Source organism: Streptomyces sp. NPDC000345 (assembly GCF_042898825.1).
Classification (GTDB): Bacteria; Actinomycetota; Actinomycetes; order Streptomycetales; family Streptomycetaceae; genus Streptomyces.
Genome location: NZ_JBIAZE010000001.1, coordinates 714,705 through 733,829 on the forward strand (window position 1 = coordinate 714,705; position 19,125 = coordinate 733,829).

16 protein-coding genes and 1 pseudogene are annotated in these 19,125 nt (G+C 69.0%); 10 read left to right on the forward strand and 7 right to left on the reverse strand.

Going from position 1 to position 19,125, the window contains the following annotated elements; all coding sequences use genetic code 11:
- Nucleotides 1-82 precede the first annotated feature (82 nt).
- Complete coding sequence (locus ACFY30_RS03285) at nt 83-1,258, reverse strand: erythromycin esterase family protein (RefSeq protein WP_390843464.1); 1,176 nt, start codon at nt 1,256-1,258, stop codon at nt 83-85.
- A 104-nt stretch (nt 1,259-1,362) separates the two neighbouring features.
- Here ACFY30_RS03285 and ACFY30_RS03290 point away from each other — a divergent pair, with 104 nt between their 5' ends.
- Nucleotides 1,363-2,100 (forward strand): TioE family transcriptional regulator, encoded by a 738-nt coding sequence (locus ACFY30_RS03290; protein WP_390843465.1) that lies wholly within the window; start codon nt 1,363-1,365, stop codon nt 2,098-2,100.
- 68 nt (nt 2,101-2,168) lie between these two features.
- Nucleotides 2,169-2,678 carry a lamin tail domain-containing protein gene (locus ACFY30_RS03295; RefSeq protein ID WP_390843466.1) on the forward strand — a complete coding sequence of 170 codons (510 nt, stop codon included), beginning with the start codon at nt 2,169-2,171 and terminating at the stop codon, nt 2,676-2,678.
- Nucleotides 2,679-2,724: 46 nt separating this feature from the next.
- Here the strand turns inward: ACFY30_RS03295 and ACFY30_RS03300 are convergent, their stop codons facing one another.
- The 3 genes from ACFY30_RS03300 to ACFY30_RS03310 all read right to left on the reverse strand — a co-directional run bounded on the left by ACFY30_RS03300 (nt 2,725) and on the right by ACFY30_RS03310 (nt 4,109).
- Nucleotides 2,725-3,108: a hypothetical protein gene (locus ACFY30_RS03300; protein WP_390843467.1), complete on the reverse strand. Its 384-nt coding sequence runs from the start codon at nt 3,106-3,108 to the stop codon at nt 2,725-2,727.
- Nucleotides 3,109-3,387: 279 nt separating this feature from the next.
- The gene (locus ACFY30_RS03305; RefSeq protein WP_390843468.1) at nt 3,388-3,651 is read right to left on the reverse strand and encodes a hypothetical protein; all 264 of its coding nucleotides are present in this window, start codon (nt 3,649-3,651) and stop codon (nt 3,388-3,390) included.
- Between the two features lie 80 nt (nt 3,652-3,731).
- On the reverse strand, nt 3,732-4,109 hold the full coding sequence (locus ACFY30_RS03310; protein WP_390843687.1) for an ATP-binding protein: 378 nt from the start codon (nt 4,107-4,109) through the stop codon (nt 3,732-3,734).
- Nucleotides 4,110-4,121: 12 nt separating this feature from the next.
- On the opposite strand from ACFY30_RS03310, the pseudogene ACFY30_RS03315 reads away from it, so the two are divergent.
- Nucleotides 4,122-4,298 (forward strand): annotated as a pseudogene (locus ACFY30_RS03315) (Scr1 family TA system antitoxin-like transcriptional regulator); the annotation flags it as partial.
- An 8-nt stretch (nt 4,299-4,306) separates the two neighbouring features.
- Complete coding sequence (locus ACFY30_RS03320) at nt 4,307-4,495, forward strand: DUF397 domain-containing protein (protein WP_390843469.1); 189 nt, start codon at nt 4,307-4,309, stop codon at nt 4,493-4,495.
- Here ACFY30_RS03320 and glmS read toward each other — a convergent pair.
- Nucleotides 4,469-6,316 carry a glutamine--fructose-6-phosphate transaminase (isomerizing) gene (gene glmS, locus ACFY30_RS03325; RefSeq protein WP_390843470.1) on the reverse strand — a complete coding sequence of 616 codons (1,848 nt, stop codon included), beginning with the start codon at nt 6,314-6,316 and terminating at the stop codon, nt 4,469-4,471. The two genes, ACFY30_RS03320 and glmS, sit on opposite strands and share 27 nt — an antisense overlap.
- Before the next feature lie 768 nt (nt 6,317-7,084).
- On the opposite strand from glmS, the gene ACFY30_RS03330 reads away from it, so the two are divergent.
- From ACFY30_RS03330 to ACFY30_RS03350, 5 genes are all read left to right on the forward strand, one after another.
- Entirely contained in the window at nt 7,085-11,728 is a 4,644-nt protein-coding gene (locus tag ACFY30_RS03330; protein ID WP_390843471.1) for a ricin-type beta-trefoil lectin domain protein, read from the forward strand.
- Nucleotides 11,729-11,732: 4 nt separating this feature from the next.
- Entirely contained in the window at nt 11,733-12,443 is a 711-nt protein-coding gene (locus tag ACFY30_RS03335; protein ID WP_390843472.1) for a DUF6193 family natural product biosynthesis protein, read from the forward strand.
- 338 nt (nt 12,444-12,781) lie between these two features.
- Nucleotides 12,782-13,189 carry a hypothetical protein gene (locus ACFY30_RS03340; protein WP_390843473.1) on the forward strand — a complete coding sequence of 136 codons (408 nt, stop codon included), beginning with the start codon at nt 12,782-12,784 and terminating at the stop codon, nt 13,187-13,189.
- A 205-nt stretch (nt 13,190-13,394) separates the two neighbouring features.
- A complete protein-coding gene (gene coaA, locus ACFY30_RS03345; RefSeq protein WP_390843688.1) occupies nt 13,395-14,363 on the forward strand; it encodes a type I pantothenate kinase in 969 nt (322 codons plus the stop codon).
- A gap of 16 nt (nt 14,364-14,379) precedes the next feature.
- Complete coding sequence (locus ACFY30_RS03350; RefSeq protein ID WP_390843474.1) at nt 14,380-15,318, forward strand: DUF389 domain-containing protein; 939 nt, start codon at nt 14,380-14,382, stop codon at nt 15,316-15,318.
- Here the strand turns inward: ACFY30_RS03350 and ACFY30_RS03355 are convergent, their stop codons facing one another.
- Nucleotides 15,319-16,569: a glycosyltransferase gene (locus ACFY30_RS03355; protein WP_390843475.1), complete on the reverse strand. Its 1,251-nt coding sequence runs from the start codon at nt 16,567-16,569 to the stop codon at nt 15,319-15,321.
- 33 nt (nt 16,570-16,602) lie between these two features.
- The gene (locus tag ACFY30_RS03360; RefSeq protein WP_390843476.1) at nt 16,603-17,484 is read right to left on the reverse strand and encodes an alpha/beta hydrolase; all 882 of its coding nucleotides are present in this window, start codon (nt 17,482-17,484) and stop codon (nt 16,603-16,605) included.
- 315 nt (nt 17,485-17,799) lie between these two features.
- Here ACFY30_RS03360 and ccrA point away from each other — a divergent pair, with 315 nt between their 5' ends.
- On the forward strand, nt 17,800-19,122 hold the full coding sequence (gene ccrA / locus ACFY30_RS03365) for a crotonyl-CoA carboxylase/reductase (protein ID WP_390843477.1): 1,323 nt from the start codon (nt 17,800-17,802) through the stop codon (nt 19,120-19,122).
- The last annotated feature ends 3 nt before the right edge of the window (nt 19,123-19,125 follow it).

Genomic DNA, 19,125 nt, shown 5'->3' on the forward strand with positions numbered 1-19,125 from the left:
CAGAGCACGAGAGCGGTTCCCGTCGGTCACCCGCGGCTCCCCTCTCCGGCCCCTCCACGACCGCGGACAGGGTGCGCGGGTGTCACAGCCGGTCCCCGTGAGTGCCGTCCCCGTGAGAGCCGTACCCGTGCGCGCCGTCGGCGATGTGCAGGACCGCGTCGGCGGCGTCCAGGGTGGCCGGGTCGAGGGGGAAGTAGCCCTGGGGCGGGGTGGTGTCGGTGCGGGTGCGGGCGGCGGGGATCGTGTCCGGCGCGGTCAGCCCCCAGGTGGTGATCCGGCGTTGGAGGACGCCCTCGTACGTGTCCGGCCCGGGCTCCCGCAGCCCCAGCGCCTCGCTTCGGCCCAGGCTGCCGGCGACGAAGGTGTACGGCACGCCCAGCGCCCCCAGGACGGCTCCGGCACCGAACCAGTCGAGGTCGGCCTCCCCCACGGGGATGGTGCTCAGGCTTCGCTGGAGGTGACGGTTGTGGGCGAAGACCAGGGTCGCGCCCCGCCGTGCTTCGAGGCTGCGGATGTCGAGGAGGTTCTGGGCCATGAGGGCGTCCCGGGTGGCGCCCAGGAGGGTGATCCGGGCGTCCTGCTCGATCCGCCGGGCCGACTGCCGGTGGTAGCGCAGCAGTCCGAGACCGGCGGTGAGGTGGATCCTGGCCCGGTGCCACTCGGCGCGCGAGGTCGCCGCGATCAGCTGCGGTGCGCGCGCGTGGAGCGTGGTGAGCATGTCGTCCGCGATCACCCGCAGGCGGTCGGCCTCGGGCGTCGCGCCGGGCGACATGGCCGGGTCCATGACCGCCTCGGTACGGCTCCACCGTTCGTCGTCGCCGGCGAGGCTCGCGAGGTCGAGGTCGAGGCCCAGGTAGGCGCGGGCGTGTTCGAGGTGGGGCCGGGGGCTGGGGGCGCTCATGGTCTCCATCGGGGCGTCGAAGCCGTGGAAGGCCAGCCGTTCCTCCACGGGGCGGCCCTCGTTGAACTCGCGCATCCAGGCGACCAGCCGGCGGTTGGGGTCCAGTTCCCCGAAGCCGTGCGAGAAGCCTTCGGCCATCGCCGCGTCGAGGGTGCCGCCCCCTTCCTGGACGAAGTCGTTCACGGTGAGCGCGGCCACCCGGTCGCTCTCCAGGGCGATCGACCGGAAGCCGTGGTCGACGAGTTGTGCGAACAGTCGGTTGCGGACGGCGGCGAAGGCCGGTTCCTGGTGGGTCGGTTCACCCAGCGCCAGCAGTTCGCACGACGGGGTCACGAAGTCTCGGATGTCCTGACTCATGAGCCTCCAGCGTAACTTTGAAAAGCCGGTGGAAACTTGTGCAGCCGTCCGAAGCCGTGACCTGCCCGTCCCGGCCGGGAAGTCTCAAACCGGAGTGAGCCACCATGCGCCCTGCCGACCTCGCGTGCGAGCACGGCATCTCGACCCAGGCGGTCCGCAACTACGAGCGGGACGGGTTCATCCCGCCCGCCGGGCGGACCGACAGCGGCTACCGGATCTACACCGAGGCGCACGCGGCCGCGCTCCGCGCGTTCCTCGCCCTCGTCCCGGCCTACGGCCATTCGGCCGCCGGCGAGATCATGAACGCGGTCCACCGGGGCGCCCTCGACGACGCCCTGACGGTCGTCGACCGCGGCCACCACCAGTTGCTCCGCGACCGGGCCACCCTCGACGCGGTGAGGAGGGCGGTGGATCATCTGACGGCGGAGCCCGGGGCCGCCCCGGCCCCGTCGGCCGACGGCACACGGACCATCGGTGAACTCGCCCACCGGCTCGGTGTCACCCCGGCGACCCTGCGCAACTGGGAAGCCGCCGGGATCCTCACCCCGGCACGGGACCCGGCCACCGGTCACCGGCTGTACCACCCGGCGGACATCCGTGACGCCGAACTCGCCCATCTGCTCCGACGCGGCGGCTATCCGCTGGACCACATCGCCACCGTGGTGCGGCGGATCCGCACGGCCGGCGGCACGGGGCCACTGGCCGAGGCACTGGACGAGTGGCAGCGACGGCTGACCTCGCGGGGCCTCGCCATGCTCACCGCGGCGACCCACCTCAGCGCCTGCGTGAACGGCGGCCCACCCGACCCCACCCCCAACGCTCTTCACAACATGGACACATGATGAACACGCCGTCATCACCTCAGATATGCTCCAGGCGCTCCAATCGCACCACTGAGGGGGGATTCCTCATGCGCATATCCATGCGTCGCGCCCTGTCCGCGGCCACCGCGTCCGCCGCCGCCGGCCTGCTCGCCGTGTCGGCCGCCGGTCCGGCCCAGGCCACCGAGTACACGTCCGCGCTGAAGGTCAAGGGCGTCCAGTACGACGCCCCGGGCAGCGACTCCAACCGGTGTTCGGGCGGCAACACCAAGGACGAGTACCTGACGATCAAGAACTACTCCCGCACCACGACGGTGAACCTCAAGGGCTACGTCGTGAAGGACGCCGCGGGCAACAGGTTCACGTTCCCCACCAACCACAAGCTCGAGCCCGGCGACTACGTCAAGCTGCGCGGCGGACGCGGCACCGACTCCGACGCGGGCAACGTCGTCTACCGCCAGAACTGCAACTTCATCTGGAACAACGACAAGGACACCATCTACCTGGTCAAGCCGACCGGGGCGCGCGCCGACGTCCACTCCTACACCAAGCGCGCGAACGACGCGGACGGCAACGGCTACATCAACTACCACGGCTGACCGAGGGTCCGACGGGCATGGGGGCCGCGTCCCGCGACCCCCGCGCTCACTCCGGGTCGGACCTCTCGCCGTCCTCGCCGGTGAAGAGTTCCTCCACGTGCTCGACCGTGCCGGCCCGAACGAGCCAGTCGTCGAGGAGGGCGAGGTCGGAACAGGTGGCGATACGCTCGCGCACCTCGCCGGAGACGGGAAGCCCGCGCACCTCCAGGATCCGCAGGACACCCTCGGCTAGACCCTTGGCTCGCCCCTCGGCTAGACCCTTGGCCTGACCGTCCAGGTAGGCCTCCTCGAAGACAGTGCCCCTGCCCGGGAAGAACGTGACGACCATCTTCTCCAGTTCCCTCCACGTTTCGCGGGCCGGAGTGTTCTCCAGACCGACTTCCAGCAGTTCCGACCAGTACGTCGCCGTGGCTTTGTCGAACGTCCGCATTCCGCGGGCCAGCAGTCCAGTATGGCCGCGATGTCCTGGCTTTCGCTGTGCACGATGGCACTGAGCGTCGCCAGCGCCGGCTGACGCGCGACCTCCGACTCGTCGGTGATCCGCGCGACGGTGTCCGGCCCCAGTACGAAGGGACTGGTCACCTGGGTCTTCCAGGGGCCGACGCGGCACTCGAAGGGCCCGGCGGCCCAGGCGGCGGTGGGGCGGTTGCGGCAGATGACGACGAGCAGTACCGGCAGGTCGAACTTCGCGTGCAGATAGCTCACGTAGTTAGGCCCAGTTGACGCCCTTGTCGGGAGCCTTCCTGGTCTGGGCCTCGATGGCGAGCAGGAAGCCCTGTCCGTCGGACGGCTCGACCCTCAGCACCGTGTCGACACGGCGTTCCAGGGGTTTGATCTCCGTCGCGTCAGGAGTGATCGCTTCGATGTCCGCCTTCACGGGCGGCGGAAGACCCAACACCTCGAAGACGGGGCCGAGGACCTCCGGATGGTCCTGGAAGATCCGGTGGGACCCCTCATGGGTGGATGTGACCATGTGCGCAACCTAGGTGGAGCGGAGGGTCGGCTGACCGGGTGATCCGAGAGCGTTCACCCTTTCGAGTAGCGGGGAAACGTTCACGCCGTCGCACCCAGCTCGCACCAGACGTACTTTCCCCGGCTGCCGCATCTGGACATGGGCTGCCAGTGCCAGAGGTCGGAGCAGGCCTGGACGATCGCGAGCCCGCACCCACTCTCGGCCTCCTCGTCCAACTCCTCGCACCTGGCGGGTGGTTCGGGCGGCTCCGGGTCCGCGTCCCAGGCCCCGATCTGCAGCACATCGCCGGACCACCGCACCCTCAGGACAGCGAGCCCCTTCTGATGCCGTACGGCATTGGAGACCAGCTCGGCCGTGAGGAGTTCGGCGGTGTCGACGAAGGCGGTGAGGTCATGGAGGGGGAGGATCAGGCGGAGCGTGCGACGGGAAACGGTGACGGCTCGGGGGACGTTGGGGATGTGGAGGGCGTCGGCGGTGCCGTACCCAAGCTGGACACGGTCGTACGGGACACACCTCTCGGCACGGTCCTCCTCGACTCGGAAGCTCAGCTCATCACCTGCCGAACAGGCTTCCGTAGGGTAGAGGCCGCGTCACTCAGCCCCGAACAGTCGCGCGAGTTCATCCACAAGCTGGCGAAAGAGTTGTGAGGCACCCCATGGACAACTGGCGGAAGTCGTCCTACTCAGGCGGCGGCGACGGCAACGACTGCGTGGAGATCGCCACCACCCCCACCCACACCGCCGTACGCGACACGAAAGCCCCGGCCAGGGCGACGCTCACCTTCCCGGCCGAGGCTTTCGACGCCTTCCTGACGGGCCTACTCGACCGTCACGGACTTCGCTAGGTTCCGCGGCTGGTCCACCTCGTTACCGCGGGCGGTGGCCAGCTCGCAGGCGAAGACCTGCAACGGCACGGTCGCCACCAGCGGCTGCAGCAGCGTGGGCGTCGCCGGGATCCGTACGAGATGGTCGGCGTACGGGACGACCGCCTCGTCGCCCTCCTCCGCGATCACGATGGTCCGCGCACCGCGGGCCCGGATCTCCTGGATGTTGGAGACGATCTTGTCGTGGAGGACGGACCGGCCGCGCGGCGAGGGAACGACCACGACCACCGGCAGGTCCTCCTCGATCAGGGCGATCGGCCCGTGCTTGAGCTCACCGGCCGCGAAGCCCTCGGCGTGCATGTAGGCGAGCTCCTTCAGCTTCAGGGCTCCCTCCAGCGCGACCGGATACCCGACGTGCCTGCCGAGGAACAGCACGGTGTCCTTGCCGGCGAGGGAGCGCGCCAGCTCCCGTACCGGCTCCATGGTCCCGAGCACCTCCTCGACCGCACCGGAGATCCGCGCGAGGTCGCGGATGACGGCCCGGATCTCGTCGGCCCACTTGGTGCCCCGCACCTGCCCCAGGTACAGGGCCACCAGATAGCAGGCGACCAGCTGCGTCAGGAACGCCTTGGTGGAGGCGACGGCCACCTCGGGCCCGGCATGCGTGTACAGCACCGCGTCCGACTCCCTGGGGATGGTCGACCCGTTGGTGTTGCAGATGGCCAGCACCCTGGACCCCTGCTCACGGGCGTGCCGCAGCGCCATGAGCGTGTCCATGGTCTCGCCCGACTGGGAGATGGCGATGACGAGCGAGCGCGCGTCGAGGATCGGGTCCCGGTACCGGAACTCGCTGGCCAGTTCGACCTCGCACGGGATGCGCGTCCAGTGCTCGATGGCGTACTTGGCGATGAGGCCGGCGTGGAAGGCCGTACCGCACGCGACGATGACGACCTTGTCCACCTCCCGCAGCTCGGAGTCGCTGATCCGCACCTCGTCGAGGGTCAGCGAGCCGGAGGCGTCGATCCGCCCGAGGAGCGTGTCGGCGACCGCCTTCGGCTGCTCGGCGATCTCCTTGAGCATGAAGTAGTCGTGGCCGCCCTTCTCCGCCGCCGACACGTCCCAGTCGACGTGATACGACCGGACGTCCCCCGGACGCCCGTCGAAACCCGTCACCGTCACGCCGTCCCGCCGCAGCTCGACGACCTGGTCCTGCCCCAGCTCGATCGCCGACCGGGTGTGGGCGATGAACGCGGCGACGTCCGAGGCGAGAAAGGCCTCGCCCTCCCCGACGCCCACCACGAGCGGCGAGTTCCGCCGCGCCCCGACGACGACGTCCGGCTCGTCGGCATGCACCGCGACCAGCGTGAACGCGCCCTCCAGCCGCCGGCACACCAGCCGCATGGCCTCGGCGAGGTCGGCGGTGGCGGAGAACTCCTCGGCGAGCAGATGGGCCACGACCTCGGTGTCGGTCTCGGAGGCCAGCTCATGGCCCCGCTCCTCCAACTCGGCCCGCAGCGCGGCGAAGTTCTCGATGATCCCGTTGTGCACGACGGCGACCCGCCCCGCGTTGTCGAGATGCGGATGCGCATTGGCGTCCGTCGGCCCGCCGTGCGTGGCCCACCGCGTGTGCCCGATCCCCGTCGTCCCGGTCGGCAGCGGCCGCGCCCCGAGCTCCTTCTCCAGGTTGACGAGCTTGCCGGCCCTCTTGGCGGCGGCCAGCCCGCCGTCGGCGAGCACGGCGACACCGGCCGAGTCGTATCCCCGGTACTCCAGCCGCTTCAGCCCGGCCATCACGACCTCGAGCGCCGACTGAGACCCCACGTATCCCACGATTCCGCACATGCGCGGCAGCCTAGGCGCGAAAAGCCGCCCGAACACGCCTCCACGTGCCCGAATTCGGAAATTCCCAGCGGGTGCGCGTACGGGGATGGGCAGCCAGGCGGGACCGTCGAAAATCGGCCATCTTTGGTCGGCACCGATCACCACACTTACACGATTCACACACAGTCACCTCACAGATTTGCCCACCATGTGAGGGAATCGCGCGCTCCGGAACCTGCGGTCGGTAGGACGTTTCATGCCAACCCCGTCCGACCCGGTAGCCGCCCCTTGTCCCGACCTGTCGGCGTATGCCTATGGTTGCGCCCGCGCATGACCGGATCATGACCAATCCGTCCATCGCGCGCGTCATTCAGCGACCGGGGGAACGGTGTCGCTACGGGGGAGGGACCTTCTGTGCCGCAGTACCTGCAATCCGCGCGTCCCACGCCGACCTGCTCCTGGTGTTCCTGACACCGAGCACGGCCAACTCGCCAGTTCACGACGCCGCCTGAGCCTCCATCCGCAGGCTCCCGGTCGGTTCCTTGCGATGAAAGGGACACGCTCTTGCGTTCCAGACCACGGGGCTTCCTGACCAGAAGGCCGGGAAGACATGGGCTCTTCGCCCGCATCATTCTTCAGTCGAGCGCGGTCGCCATGCTGGCCACGCTCGCCGTACAGCCCGATCTCGCGGCGCAGCTCGCGGGTGACGCCACGGCCCGGTCCAGCGACCAGCCGGACGACTGGTTCGAGACCACGGCGGACGAACAGCTGCGGTTCGACCAGTGCCTGATGGCCGACGCCGTACGCCTTGGTGCCCCGCGCATGTACGGCTTCGCCCAGGACGCCCTCAACCAGACACCGCAGAAGCTGCGCGAGCTGGCCACCCTGGACGGCTCGTTCGACGGACCACTGCGTCGCGAGCACGAAAAGGACAGGGCCGACTGGAAGGCCACCTGGGAGCGCCTGCACGCCCGTAGGGATGCGTGGGAGAAGCCCCTCGACGGGCTGGAGACCCCGGGAGGATTCAACGAGACCACCTTCCACTGGGTCCCCGGCGTGCACAACGGCGAGGACTTCTACGACCAGACCGGTCTGGGCAAGTGGGCCGGCGGCCTTCCCGACTGGAACCAGAAGTTCAACTTCTACGACCCGACTCCTGAGGCCGACGACAAGACCGTCAAGGCCGTCAAGGATCTCGGCACTCCGCTCTACGGCGACAAGCCCTACGACCCGTCCCTCACGTCCGAGGAACGGCAGCGGCAGTACCAAGAGGCGCGGGCTTTCGAGGCGTTGTTCGACAGCTTCCACGGCAAGGGTGCGGATGACGACCGCATCTTCCTGGCCTCCGGTGGCTTCCCCCGCACCGCCCCCGAGCCGGGCACGCCCGAGTACCGCATCGCCGTCGAGGACATGAAGACCCGCTTCGCGTCCTGCGCCTGGCGGGACCCGATCGACCCGGACAAGGCCCTGCGTGGTGTGGAGGACATCGCCGCGCAGGAGTGGCAGCAGGAAATCACCTCACAGGCCGCCCAGCGCAACCAGATCCTCAGCGCCAACCGGGACGCCACGGCAGCGCTGGCCAAGGGCGCGGAGTCGATGGCCGATCTGCTCGGCCAGTCGTGGATCGCCGATCACCTGGCGCGCTGGCAGGACCACTGGTCTCCCGGCGGCCTTGGCTGGATCGGTGATTCACCGATGGTGATCCAGATCGAAGCGGCCCAGGGCAAGTGTCTCGACGTCGCCGGCGGCAAGAAGACCAACGGCACCCCTGTGCAGCTCTACACCTGCAACAACAGCGCGGCGCAGCAGTGGCAGCTCTACGGCACCAGCAACGGCTATGCCCTCTCCAACCTCGGTTCCAACAAGTGCCTGGACGTGCAGAACGGCAACTCTGCCAACGGCACGAAGATCCAGATCTGGTCGTGCGACGACGCCAAGGCCTCGGCGTGGGAGTTCGACGTGCGGGCGTCGGGCGAGCTGCGCAACGTGGTCACGGGCAAGTGTCTTGATCTGCACACCTTCGACAACGGCCAGGACTCGTGGCTGTGGACGTGCAACGGCACCAACCCGCAGAAGTTCCGCATCGTCCCCAAGGGCCACCAGGGCGCTGACAGCCTGAGCTATCCGGACAAGGCCCAGTTCGACAAGGCCAAGGCGGGTGCCGCGGCCGCTCGGACGCAGGCGGCGAAGCAGTTGGCGGCCGTGAAGGCGCAGTTGGCGGTCGCCCAGAAGGCCGCCGCCGCGAGCGACACCGCTGAGCAGGCCGCCTACAGGATCGCGGACGCCAACGGTGCCCCGCGTGGCCGGGGTCTGCTGGTCGGCCAGCAGAAGGCCCAGGTCACCAAGGGTGCTGTGGCCGGTCTGCAGGCTCTGGTGAAGGCGGCTGAAACCGCCGAGGCCGCCACCCGCGCCTCCGGCGGGGACAGCGCGACGATCACACAGCGGGCGCTGGCCCAGGCCGCGCAGTCGAAAGCCGAGTTCCGCAAGGAGGCCGCGCACCAGGCCGAGCTGCAGGCGAAGGCCGCGGCGGACGCGGCCAGGCTGCACCGGGACAACGCCAAGAAGGACAAGGAGACCGCCGAGGCCAAGCTGGCCGTCGCGGTGAAGGCGGAAGCCGACGCGAAGGCGGCTGCCGCCGACGCTCACGCCAAGCGGCTCGCGGCCGAGGCCGAGGAGAAGACGGCCCAGGCGGAGAAGCAGAACGCCGCCGCCAAGCAGGCCGAGGCCAATCAGCACAAGCAGAACGCCCAAGCCGAGGCGGCGAACGCCAAGGACGCCAAGGAAAAAGCCGAAGCGGCCGAGAAGACCGCCGAGAGCAGGCGCGATGACGCGGTCAAGGCCCGCGACGACGCCAAGGCCAAACGCGACGACGCCTGGGACGCCGAACAGAAGGCCGACGCCGCCCGCGCCAAGGCGGATGCCAAGGAGGCCTACGCCGACTCTCTGGAATCAGGCGACGCGGCCCAGGCCGCCCGTGCCGCCGCCGGGGAGGCGGACAAGCACGCGGACGACGCCGAAGCGGCCGCCGGCCGGGCCCGTTCCGAGGCCGACGCCGCCACGAAGGCGGCCGAAGCGGCGGACGCCGCGGCCACCCGGGCCGAAGCGGCCGCCAAGCGCGCCCGCTCCGACGCCGATGCCGCCCAGGCCGCGAAGCTGAAGGCCGACGCCGCGGTGAGGACCGCGACCAGTGCCGTGGCGGATGCCATCAAGGCGTCCGAGCACGCCTCGTCCGAGGCCAAGACCGCGGTCGAGCTGGCCGATGCGGCGAAGGCGCACGCCAAGACCGCCAGATCCGAGGCGGACGGCGCGAAGGCGGAGGCCGCCAAGGCCACGGCGGCGGCAGCGAAGGCCGCCGGCTTCGCCCACGTCACCGCCCAGGCCGCCGTCGACGCCGGGAAGGCGGCGGCGCAGGTCGCCAAGCCGGCCAACGACGCGATTCAGCTCGGCTCGCCGTACGTCGACACCGACTCGGCTGCGAGTTTGGTGGTGCTGACGGGCCAGGCGTCGAAGTCGATCGCCGACCAGCAGAAGGCCGTAGCGGACGCCCACGCCAAGAACGCGCAGGCGGAGGCCGACGCGGCCAAGAACCTCGCCGAACAGGCGAAGGGCGACGCGAAGATCGCGTACCAGTACGCCGCGGACGCCGCCGCACACGCTGCCGAGGCCCGCGGCTACGCCAAGGAGGCCCTCGGCTACGCGGCCGGGGCCGCGGCAGCGGCGTCGAAGGCGTCAGCCTCCCTTGCCCGCACGGTCGAGTACGACCGCCAGGCCACCGAGGACGCAGCCGCCGCCGACAAGGCTGCGGGCCGCGCCGAGGGATACGCCAAGGAGGCCCGCGCCAGCGCCGACCAGGCAGCCCTGGACGCCGAAGCCGCCCACGCGGCCGCCGCGGAAGCCGAACAGGCCGCAAAGGACGCCCGCGCAGCAGCCGAACGCGCCGACGCCGCAGCCACCGAAGCCGAACAAGCGGCCAAGGACGCAGTGAAGTATGCCAAGGAGGCAGAGCAGGCAGCTGAGGAAGCAGCGCGTAACGCAGCGAACAAGCAGGTCTCGACCGGCGCGGGAACCGGAGTCGGCGGCACGTGGTACGTGGTCGACGAGGACAGCATCGAGATCACTGACGCCAAGCAGCACGAACCCTGTGAGATCACGGTCGGCTTCGAAGGCTGCACCACCACGTTCACGGTCACCTTCACCGCGACGGTCGACTTCTTCCTCTGTATTAATCCCGACACCGCGGCCAGCGCCGACGGCTGCCCGTCGCAGGACACGCTGCTCATCGAGAGCAAGCGCATCCCAGGGCTGAAGAAGGACGTCACCCGCTACTTCTCCAAGCTGGAACTCATCCAGCAGACCCTCACCTACCAGCTCATCAAGGCAGTCCTGGTCCAGGACTTCGTCGACTGCTGGCACGGCAGCGCCAGCGGCTGCGCCTGGGCACTGAGCAACTTCATCCCGGGTAAGGCGTTGGGAAAGGTCTTCGAAGGGATCCGGGCTCTCGACGCCGCCATGAAGACCGGCGTCGGGGTCCGTGATGCGTTCAAGGCCCTCAAGGCCCTCAACCTGGACCCCGGGACCCTCGCCAAGCTCAACAACACCATCAACGCCTACGAAGACCTGTACACCGCCTGCCGGGCGAACAGCTTCCCCGGGACCACCCAGGTGCTGATGGCGGACGGCTCACGCCGGCCCGTCAGCCAGGTGGGCGTGGGGGACCTCGTCAAGGCCACGGATCCGGCTACCGGCCAGATGCGGACCCGGCAGGTCATCGGCACCTTCAAGCACGACACCCGACGGCTGGTGGACATCACCGTCGCCGACGGGGAGAGGCTTGCCAGCACCGTCGGCCACAAGTTCTACGTGGTGGACCGCGGATGGACGCTGGTCTCCGACCTGCGCGTCGGCGACCGCCTGCGCACCCCGGACGGCTCCGTCCGCTCGGTGACCGCGCTGCACGACCGCTCGGGCCTGACCCCGCGTACGGTCTACGACCTCACCGTCGACGACCTGCACACGTACTATGTGCTGGCTGGACAGACTCCAGTACTCGTTCACAATTGCAACGTTGCGCTGGGCCAGAAGGCTGAAGGCACTTACGAGTGGGCCGAAAAACTGGGCTACAAGCATTTCGGGAAACTGGAAGGCTGGCAAGGGCCGGTAGAGGCGGCGATCAGGGATACCAGAAACATCCTTCACGTAAACATGAAGGGAGTTGGGTCTTTCGTTGACGCTGCGAGGGACGGGCTTACCCCGGGGCACCCATATGCCACAGATGTCGAGATGGGCATGATTGCAAGGTCTGTGGTTCATGGTGGACGTTCGTGGGACAGTATAAAGTTCTACCGGCCGGGCAAGGGCGGTTCTCTCGTTGAATTCTCAGTGCCGGAGCCTGACTGGGGTTCGTTCGGCAGAATTCGCCCCTACATAGATTGAGCTTGTGGACGGTGTAGCACTGATGGGAATGATCAACTTCGATCTCTATCCGGAGATTCAAAATGCTGGCTCGCTATCTTCGGCCATGGCCGAAGCGGCAGATGAGGTCGGCCTCGATTTGGCCGGAGTGCGCAGTCAATCCGAGGTTGGGTCGGGCGTGATCTCCACCGCGCAGGTGGATTCAAGTCGTGGAAAGGTCTTGGTGTGGCTCGGCGAGTCCACAAGAACATTCTTCGTCGGTATCCAAGAGGGCCGGTTCGTCTGGGCGGAAGGTGCCACCGATGATCTCGCTGATCTGGTTGCCGGGTCGGTGGCGTGGCGTGATGGGATGTCGGTAGGCGAGTTCGCAGAGAACTTTCCTTTCATGACGCTGACGCGACTCGCCAAGGCGCGGGAGGCGGGTGATCCGGTCCCGGCCCAGTGGGACTGGCTCCTGAACTCGAAGATATTCGAAGAGGAGCGACCTCTTGTAGAGGCCGCTCACGGCGAGTATCGCTTCCGTCGACTGTTCCCGAATCTGAGTCATGGGACTTTGCGGCTCAGTACGAATCTTGGAGTGCAGGGATCGCGCGAGATTCACATCAAGCCTCTGGATGCCGGCCGCTATCGCGTCGAAGATACTTCAGTATCTGGTTCGTCTTTCGACGCTGGCACGTTGACGGAGGCGGTCGTAGCCGCCGCCGAATTTCTTGATAGAGGCCCAGATTTGAAATGAGGTGGCATCCTTTGTTGCAGCGATCTTTCGCGGGCATGGGCATCCGCCCGCGATTTTCCCAACGCTCCAGCAAATCGGAAGCCCAATCAGGTGCGTCCCGTCGAGGCTTCTGAGGGGCTTGACGGCAGTAGTTGACGGCAACGGCGGCGGACACTGGGGGTGTTCGCCGCCGTTGCCGTGCGTGCGTCAGGGGTTCGCCTGCGGGTGGATCTGCACAGTGACCGAGGCCCAGCACGGACCGTCGCGGCCAGCACCGCCGGACAGGGCCTCACCCCGCCGGCCGCGGCCGGACCGGGCCCAGTGACCCGAAGACCCCGAGGACAGGAAGAGCACGGAGAATGCCAGATTTCGTACGAGAGGGACGTCTGTTCCGGGTGGTCAGCTTCTCGGCGTCACACCGGCAACTGCTGCTGCGCAGCGACGCCACCGCCGTCGACAACACGGACACCCGCGTCGAGGTGTACTTCGGGCATGTGGAACTCATGCTGCTCAAGCCCATTTATGAGAAGGGGATCCACGTCCGCAGGGCGTCGGAGGCGGAGTTCGCGGTGCTGAAGGAGCGTCATGACCTCCCCGCGGACGATGCGTGCTTCACCTGGATGATCGAACCGGACGGGGACAGCTTCGTCGTCTCCGGCAACCCCTCGTGGCGCGAGGCGGACCGCGAGTTCGAGGACCCGTCCCTGTTCGACTTCTCCCAGCCCTGGCCCCCGGACTTCCCCATGGAGTACGGCGAAGTCGACTGACGGGGAGGACGCGCTGAGGGTGCCCCCTGCCACAGGGGCACCCCCGGGACCGGGGCCGCAGCACCCGGCCTGCGACACAAAAGGGACATCCGGGCTGGTCAGGCCCTCGGAGGGGCGCGGCACCGCCGCCCGGCGTGACGCACCCCACCCCGCCACCCCGTTCAAACTCCGTTAACAATGGACTGTGATCTCACCGGTCTCCCCGATGCCCCGGAGCGCCCACCGGCCCAGGCCGGAGGCGACTCCCTTCGTCGACCTCACCCGTCGCGAGTGGAGCGCGCTGCGCGACAAGACGCCGCTGCCGCTCACCGCCGAGGAGGTCGAGAAGCTGCGCGGCCTCGGTGACGTCATCGACCTGGACGAGGTGCGGGACATCTACCTCCCGCTGTCCCGGCTGCTCAATCTCTACGTGGGCGCCACGGACGGCCTGAGAGGTGCGCTGAACACCTTCCTCGGCGAACGGGGCTCCCAGTCCGGCACCCCGTTCGTCATAGGAGTCGCCGGTTCCGTGGCCGTGGGCAAGTCGACCGTCGCCCGTCTGCTGCAGGCCCTGCTCTCGCGCTGGCCCGAACACCCCCGGGTGGAACTGGTGACCACCGACGGCTTCCTCCTGCCCACCAGGGAGCTGGAGGCCCGCGGCCTGATGTCACGCAAGGGTTTCCCCGAGTCCTACGACCGCCGGGCCCTGACCCGCTTCGTGGCCGACATCAAGGCGGGCAAGGACGAGGTCACCGCCCCCGTCTACTCGCACCTGATCTACGACATCGTCCCCGACCGGAAGCTCACGGTCCGCCGCCCCGACATCCTCATCGTCGAGGGCCTGAACGTCCTCCAGCCGGCACTCCCCGGCAAGGACGGCCGCACCCGCGTCGGCCTCGCCGACTACTTCGACTTCAGCGTGTACGTCGACGCGAGCGTCGAGGACATCGAGCGCTGGTACCTCAGCCGCTTCAGGAAACTGCGCCAGACCGCCTTCCAGAACCCGGACTCGTACTTCAGGAAGTACACCCAGGTCTCCGAGGAGGAGGCCCTCGACTACGCCCGCACCCTCTGGCGCACCATCAACAAGCCCAACCTCGTCGAGAACATCGCCCCCACCCGCGGCCGGGCCGCCCTGGTCCTGCGCAAGGGCCCCGACCACAAGGTGCAGCGCCTGAGACTGCGCAAACTCTGACGGCTACCCTGCCCCCATGCTGCATCTGCGCCTGATCACACCGTCGGACAGGACCGACGACGTGGTCCGCCTGATCGACAAGACCGTCGGCACCACCCACCTGGTGGTGATGGAGGGCGCCGCCCGCAACCCCGCGGGGGACGTCGTCCTGTGCGACGTGGCCCGCGAGGCCGGCGACGAACTCCTCTCCGGGCTGCAGGCGCTGGGCCTGGACGAGAGCGGATCGATCGCCGTCGAGAACATCGACCTGTCCCTCTCCCGGCGCGCCGACCACGCGGAGGCGGAGGCACCGGGCGAGGGCGCGGACGCGGTCCTGTGGGAGCACCTCACCGACGCCACCCACGAGGAGTCGACGCTCTCCGTCACCTACTTGTCCTTCATCACGTTGGCCACGATGATCGCGGCCTGCGGTGTGGTCCTCGACAACGCGATCCTGATCGTGGGCGCGATGGCCGTCGGCCCGGAGTTCGGCCCCCTGGCCGGTGTCTGCACGGCGATCGTGCAGCGCGCCCCGCGGCTGGCGCTGCGTTCCCTGGTCGCCCTGCTGGTGGGCTTCGCCGTGGCGATGCTGGCGACGGCCGGGTTCAGCCTCTTCATGGACGCCGTGGGTCTGTTCACCGAGGGGCAGCTGGAGGCCGACCGCCCCAACACCGGGTTCATCTACGCCCCGGACTGGTTCTCCTTCGTCGTGGCCCTCCTGGCGGGAGCCGCCGGCACGCTCTCGCTCACGTCCTCGAAGTCGGGCGCCCTGGTCGGCGTGGCCATCTCGGTGACCACGGTCCCGGCCGCCGCCAACGCGGCCGTCGCCCTGATCTACGGGGACACCAACCAGACCCTGCGCTCCTCGGAGCAACTGCTCCTGAACCTGCTGGGCATCATGCTGGCCGGCACCCTGACACTCCTGACCCAGAAGTGGCTCTGGTCGAGGCAGCGGGGCCGTTCGAGGGCTTCCTGATCAACCGGTGCGGGCCCCGTACCGGTTCAGGACCTGGCAGGCGCGGGCGGTGCCGTTCTCGGCCCGCAGCACCCGGCCGATCCGGCGCGCGGCGTCGGCGTAGGGCGTGTGCCGGGTGAGGGCGCGCAGGCGCCGGGTGAGTTCGGGGACGGCGAGATCACGGACCGGCAGCGGTGCGGGCCCGGCGCCGAGCCCGCGCACCCGTGCGGCCCAGTAGGCCTGGTCGCCGAAGAACGGGCAGACCAGCGAGGGCTTTCCGGCCCGCAGGGCCGAGGCCGTCGTGCCGGCCCCGCCGTGGTGCACGACGGCGGCCATCCTCGGGAACAGCCAGTCGTGAGGCGTGTCGCCGACCACCAGGATGTCGTCCTCGCTGGTGGCGGGATCCCCGGCCAGCACCCCGCGCAGTTTCGCGCGCCGCAGGGCCGTCCGCAGGAGGGTGTCGGTCGCCGCGGGGTCGCCGGTGCGCATGCTGCCGAATCCGATGTAGACGGGCGGGGGCCCGTCGGCGAGGAAGTCGAGCAGGTGCCGTGGCGGCTCCCACTCGGGCTGGTCGTGGTGCCAGAAGCCGGTCACATGGACGTTCGGCCCCCAGTCGGGCGGCCTCGGCACGACCGCCGGGCTGAACGCGCAGAGCACGGGGGCCCGCCGGGCCTGCCGGAAAGGGGCCGCCAGGGACAGCTCCGGGAGGCCGAGGCTCTTGCGGCGCCACACGTTGACGTACTTCCGGCACACGAACCAGGACCCGAGGTCGACCGCGTCGAAACTGAACCGGTTGCCCAACGAGCCCAGCCTCCGGGCGGCCGGTGCGAACGGGTGCGGGAAGGCCCTGGTGGGCTGGCTCGGCTGGAAGTGGACGACGGCGTGCGGGACGTGGAGGTACTCGCTCAGGTGAACGCCGAGGAAGCTGAAGGTGGGTGCCAGCACCAGGTCGGCTCCCCGGGCGCCGGCCCGCGTCTCGTCGAGGATCGGCATCATGTGCGGACGCAGGACCCGGTCGATCCGGCGGACGAAGGCCACCGGGTTGCTGCGGCCGGCGAGGAGCTCCTGGCCCTCGGCGGACTCGATGATCTCCGCCGGGTCGGCGGGGAGGGCGTGGAAGTCCAGTCCCGCCCCGGCGACAAGCGGCCGGTAGCGCCCGCTGGCGAGGACCCTGACCGTGTCGCCCCCACGGGTCAGGGCCCGGCCCAGCGCCAGGCAGGGCTGGACGTCACCCCGGGATCCGGCGGCGAAGATCACCACGGTCCGCCCCATGCCGACGCCTCTCCTCTCCGCGCTCGTTTCCGCTCAGCCGCCGTGCCCGGCACCGGTGTGCGCGCGCTGTCCGAGCGACGTCATGACCACGGGCCAGATGCGGTGCAGTTCCTTCTGCCAGTACGGCCAGGAATGCGTCCCCGGCGCGTACAGATGCGTCGAGACGTCGACGCCCGCCGCACGGAGCGACGACGCGAATCTCACGGTCTGCTTCGGCAGGGCCGCCTCGCCCAGGACGCTCGCCAGCAGCACATCCATCGGGCGGCCCCGGTCCAGCGGTCCGGGCACGCTGTTGCCCACGGACAGATGGACGTGCGTCCCGCGGAAGGCACCCGGCATGGCGGCGGGGTTGTGGGCCTGCCAGACGCGGAAGTTCCGCACCGGGTCGCCCCAGACCTTCTTGACGTCGACGCCGTCCCGCCCGGAGCCGAGTCCGATGGCCAGACGCACACCGGGGTCGTTGAGATCCACGTAGGAACTCATCGCCGCCGCGTACCGGAACAGTCCGCGGTGGTGTGCCGAGTAATTGAGTGCGCCGAATCCGCCCATGGAAAGTCCCACGACGGCTCGTGAGGAGCCGGCCCGGTATTTCTTCTCCATGAGCCGTACGAGTTCGCTGGTGTGGAATGTCTCCCAGCGGTGCGTACCGTCGAACCAGTCGCTGTAGTAACCGGCTTTTCCGGCGTCGGGCATGACGATGAGCACGTCGGAGTTCTGCGACAGCTTTTCCACGTCCGTCTCTCGTGTCCACGACGTGTAGTCGTCGTCACCGCCGTGGAGCATGTACAGAACGGGGTAGGTGGCGTGCGGTTCCCTTCTCCAGCTCTCGGGGAGAATGACGCGGACGGGGATGGACCTCCCCATGGCCGGTGAACTGACCGTGAGGTCGCGCACGCGGTCGTCGATCTTTTTCACGGCAGTGATACGAGCGCCTGCACCAGCAGGCCCAGGCGTGCCGTCCGGCCTCAGCTCAGCCGCATTCGCCTCGGTGGAGAACAATGCGGCGACGAGCCCGAGGCACACCACGAAGAATTTCATGGGCTGCGGAACTCCTCAGGAGGGAATAAGCTCGCCAGAGCATGTCGGAAATATGCTGGTCATCACCAGCGGACACACCGTTCACCGGGCGCCGGCAGGGCAATCGCCCATACGGCACAGCCACGGTTGCGGGGCGGCAGGTCAGCGGTTCTCGTGGAACAGACGCAAGACGTCAGCGAGATTGGAGCCGAAATGACATCGCCCCTGTCCGAAGCGGTCATCGCGGGTGCGGACGCAGCGGCCCTCGAATCCCTCCCTCTCCCGGACCACTTCCCGGCGGCCTGTGTGCGCGCCGCCGACGTCAACATGTTCGAGGGCGTCGAGGACAAGGACGTACGCAAGTCCCTGAGCGTCGGGGACGTTCCCATGCCGGAACTCGCCCCGGACGAGGCTCTGATCGCCGTGATGGCGAGCGCGATCAACTACAACACGGTCTGGACGGCCATGTTCGAGCCGCTGCCCACCTTCCAGTTCCTCAAGGCCATGGGACAGGCCGGGGGATGGGAGGCGCGGCACGATCTGCCGTACCACATCGTGGGGTCCGACGCCGCGGGCGTCGTCGTCCGCACGGGATCGTCCGTACGGAAATGGAAGGTCGGTGACCACGTCTCGATCTCGCCGGCCTACGTCGACGAGCAGGATCCCGACACCCACCGCGACGGCATGCTCGGCCTCGGGCAGAAGGCCTGGGGGTTCGAGACGAACTTCGGCGGCCTGGCTCACTACGCCGTCGTCCGGGCGAGTCAGCTGATGCCGAAGCCTCCCGCGCTGACCTGGGAGGAAGCGGCCGTCAACCCGCTGTGCGCCAGTACGGCCTACCGCATGCTGGTCAGCGACCGCGGGGCGCGGATGAAGCAGGGCGACATCGTGCTCGTCTGGGGCGCGACCGGCGGGCTGGGCTCCTACGCCGTCCAACTGGTGCGCAACGGCGGCGGTATCCCGGTCGGCGTGGTGAATTCCGACGAGAAGGCGCGCCTGCTCAGGTCGCTGGGCTGCGAGGCCGTCATCAACCGCCAGGAGGTGCTCGGCGGGGACGACACGCTCCTGGAGCGGCCCGAGGGCTGGAAGCGGATGGGCAGGGCGATCCGCGAGGCGGTCGGCGACGACCCCCACATCGTGTTCGAGCACGTCGGCAGGAAGACCTTCGCGGCGTCCGTGTTCCTGGCCAGGCGCGGCGGGACGGTCGTCACCTGCGGCTCCAGCACCGGCTACGAGCACACCTACGACAACCGGTACCTGTGGATGCGGCTGAAGCGGATCATCGGCAGCCACGGCGCGAACCTGCACGAGCAGTGCGAGGTCAACCGGCTCATCGCGCTGGGCGGCGTGGTTCCCGCGCTGTCGACGACGTATCCGCTGGCGGAGGTCGGGGCGGCCACCCGGACCGTCCAGGCCAACGAGCACATCGGCAAGGTCGGGGTGCTGTGTCTGGCTCCGCGCCCGGGCCTCGGCGTCACCGACCCGCAGGCGCGGGCCCGCATCGGTGAGGAGCGCTTGCGCCTGTTCCGCAGGTGAGCC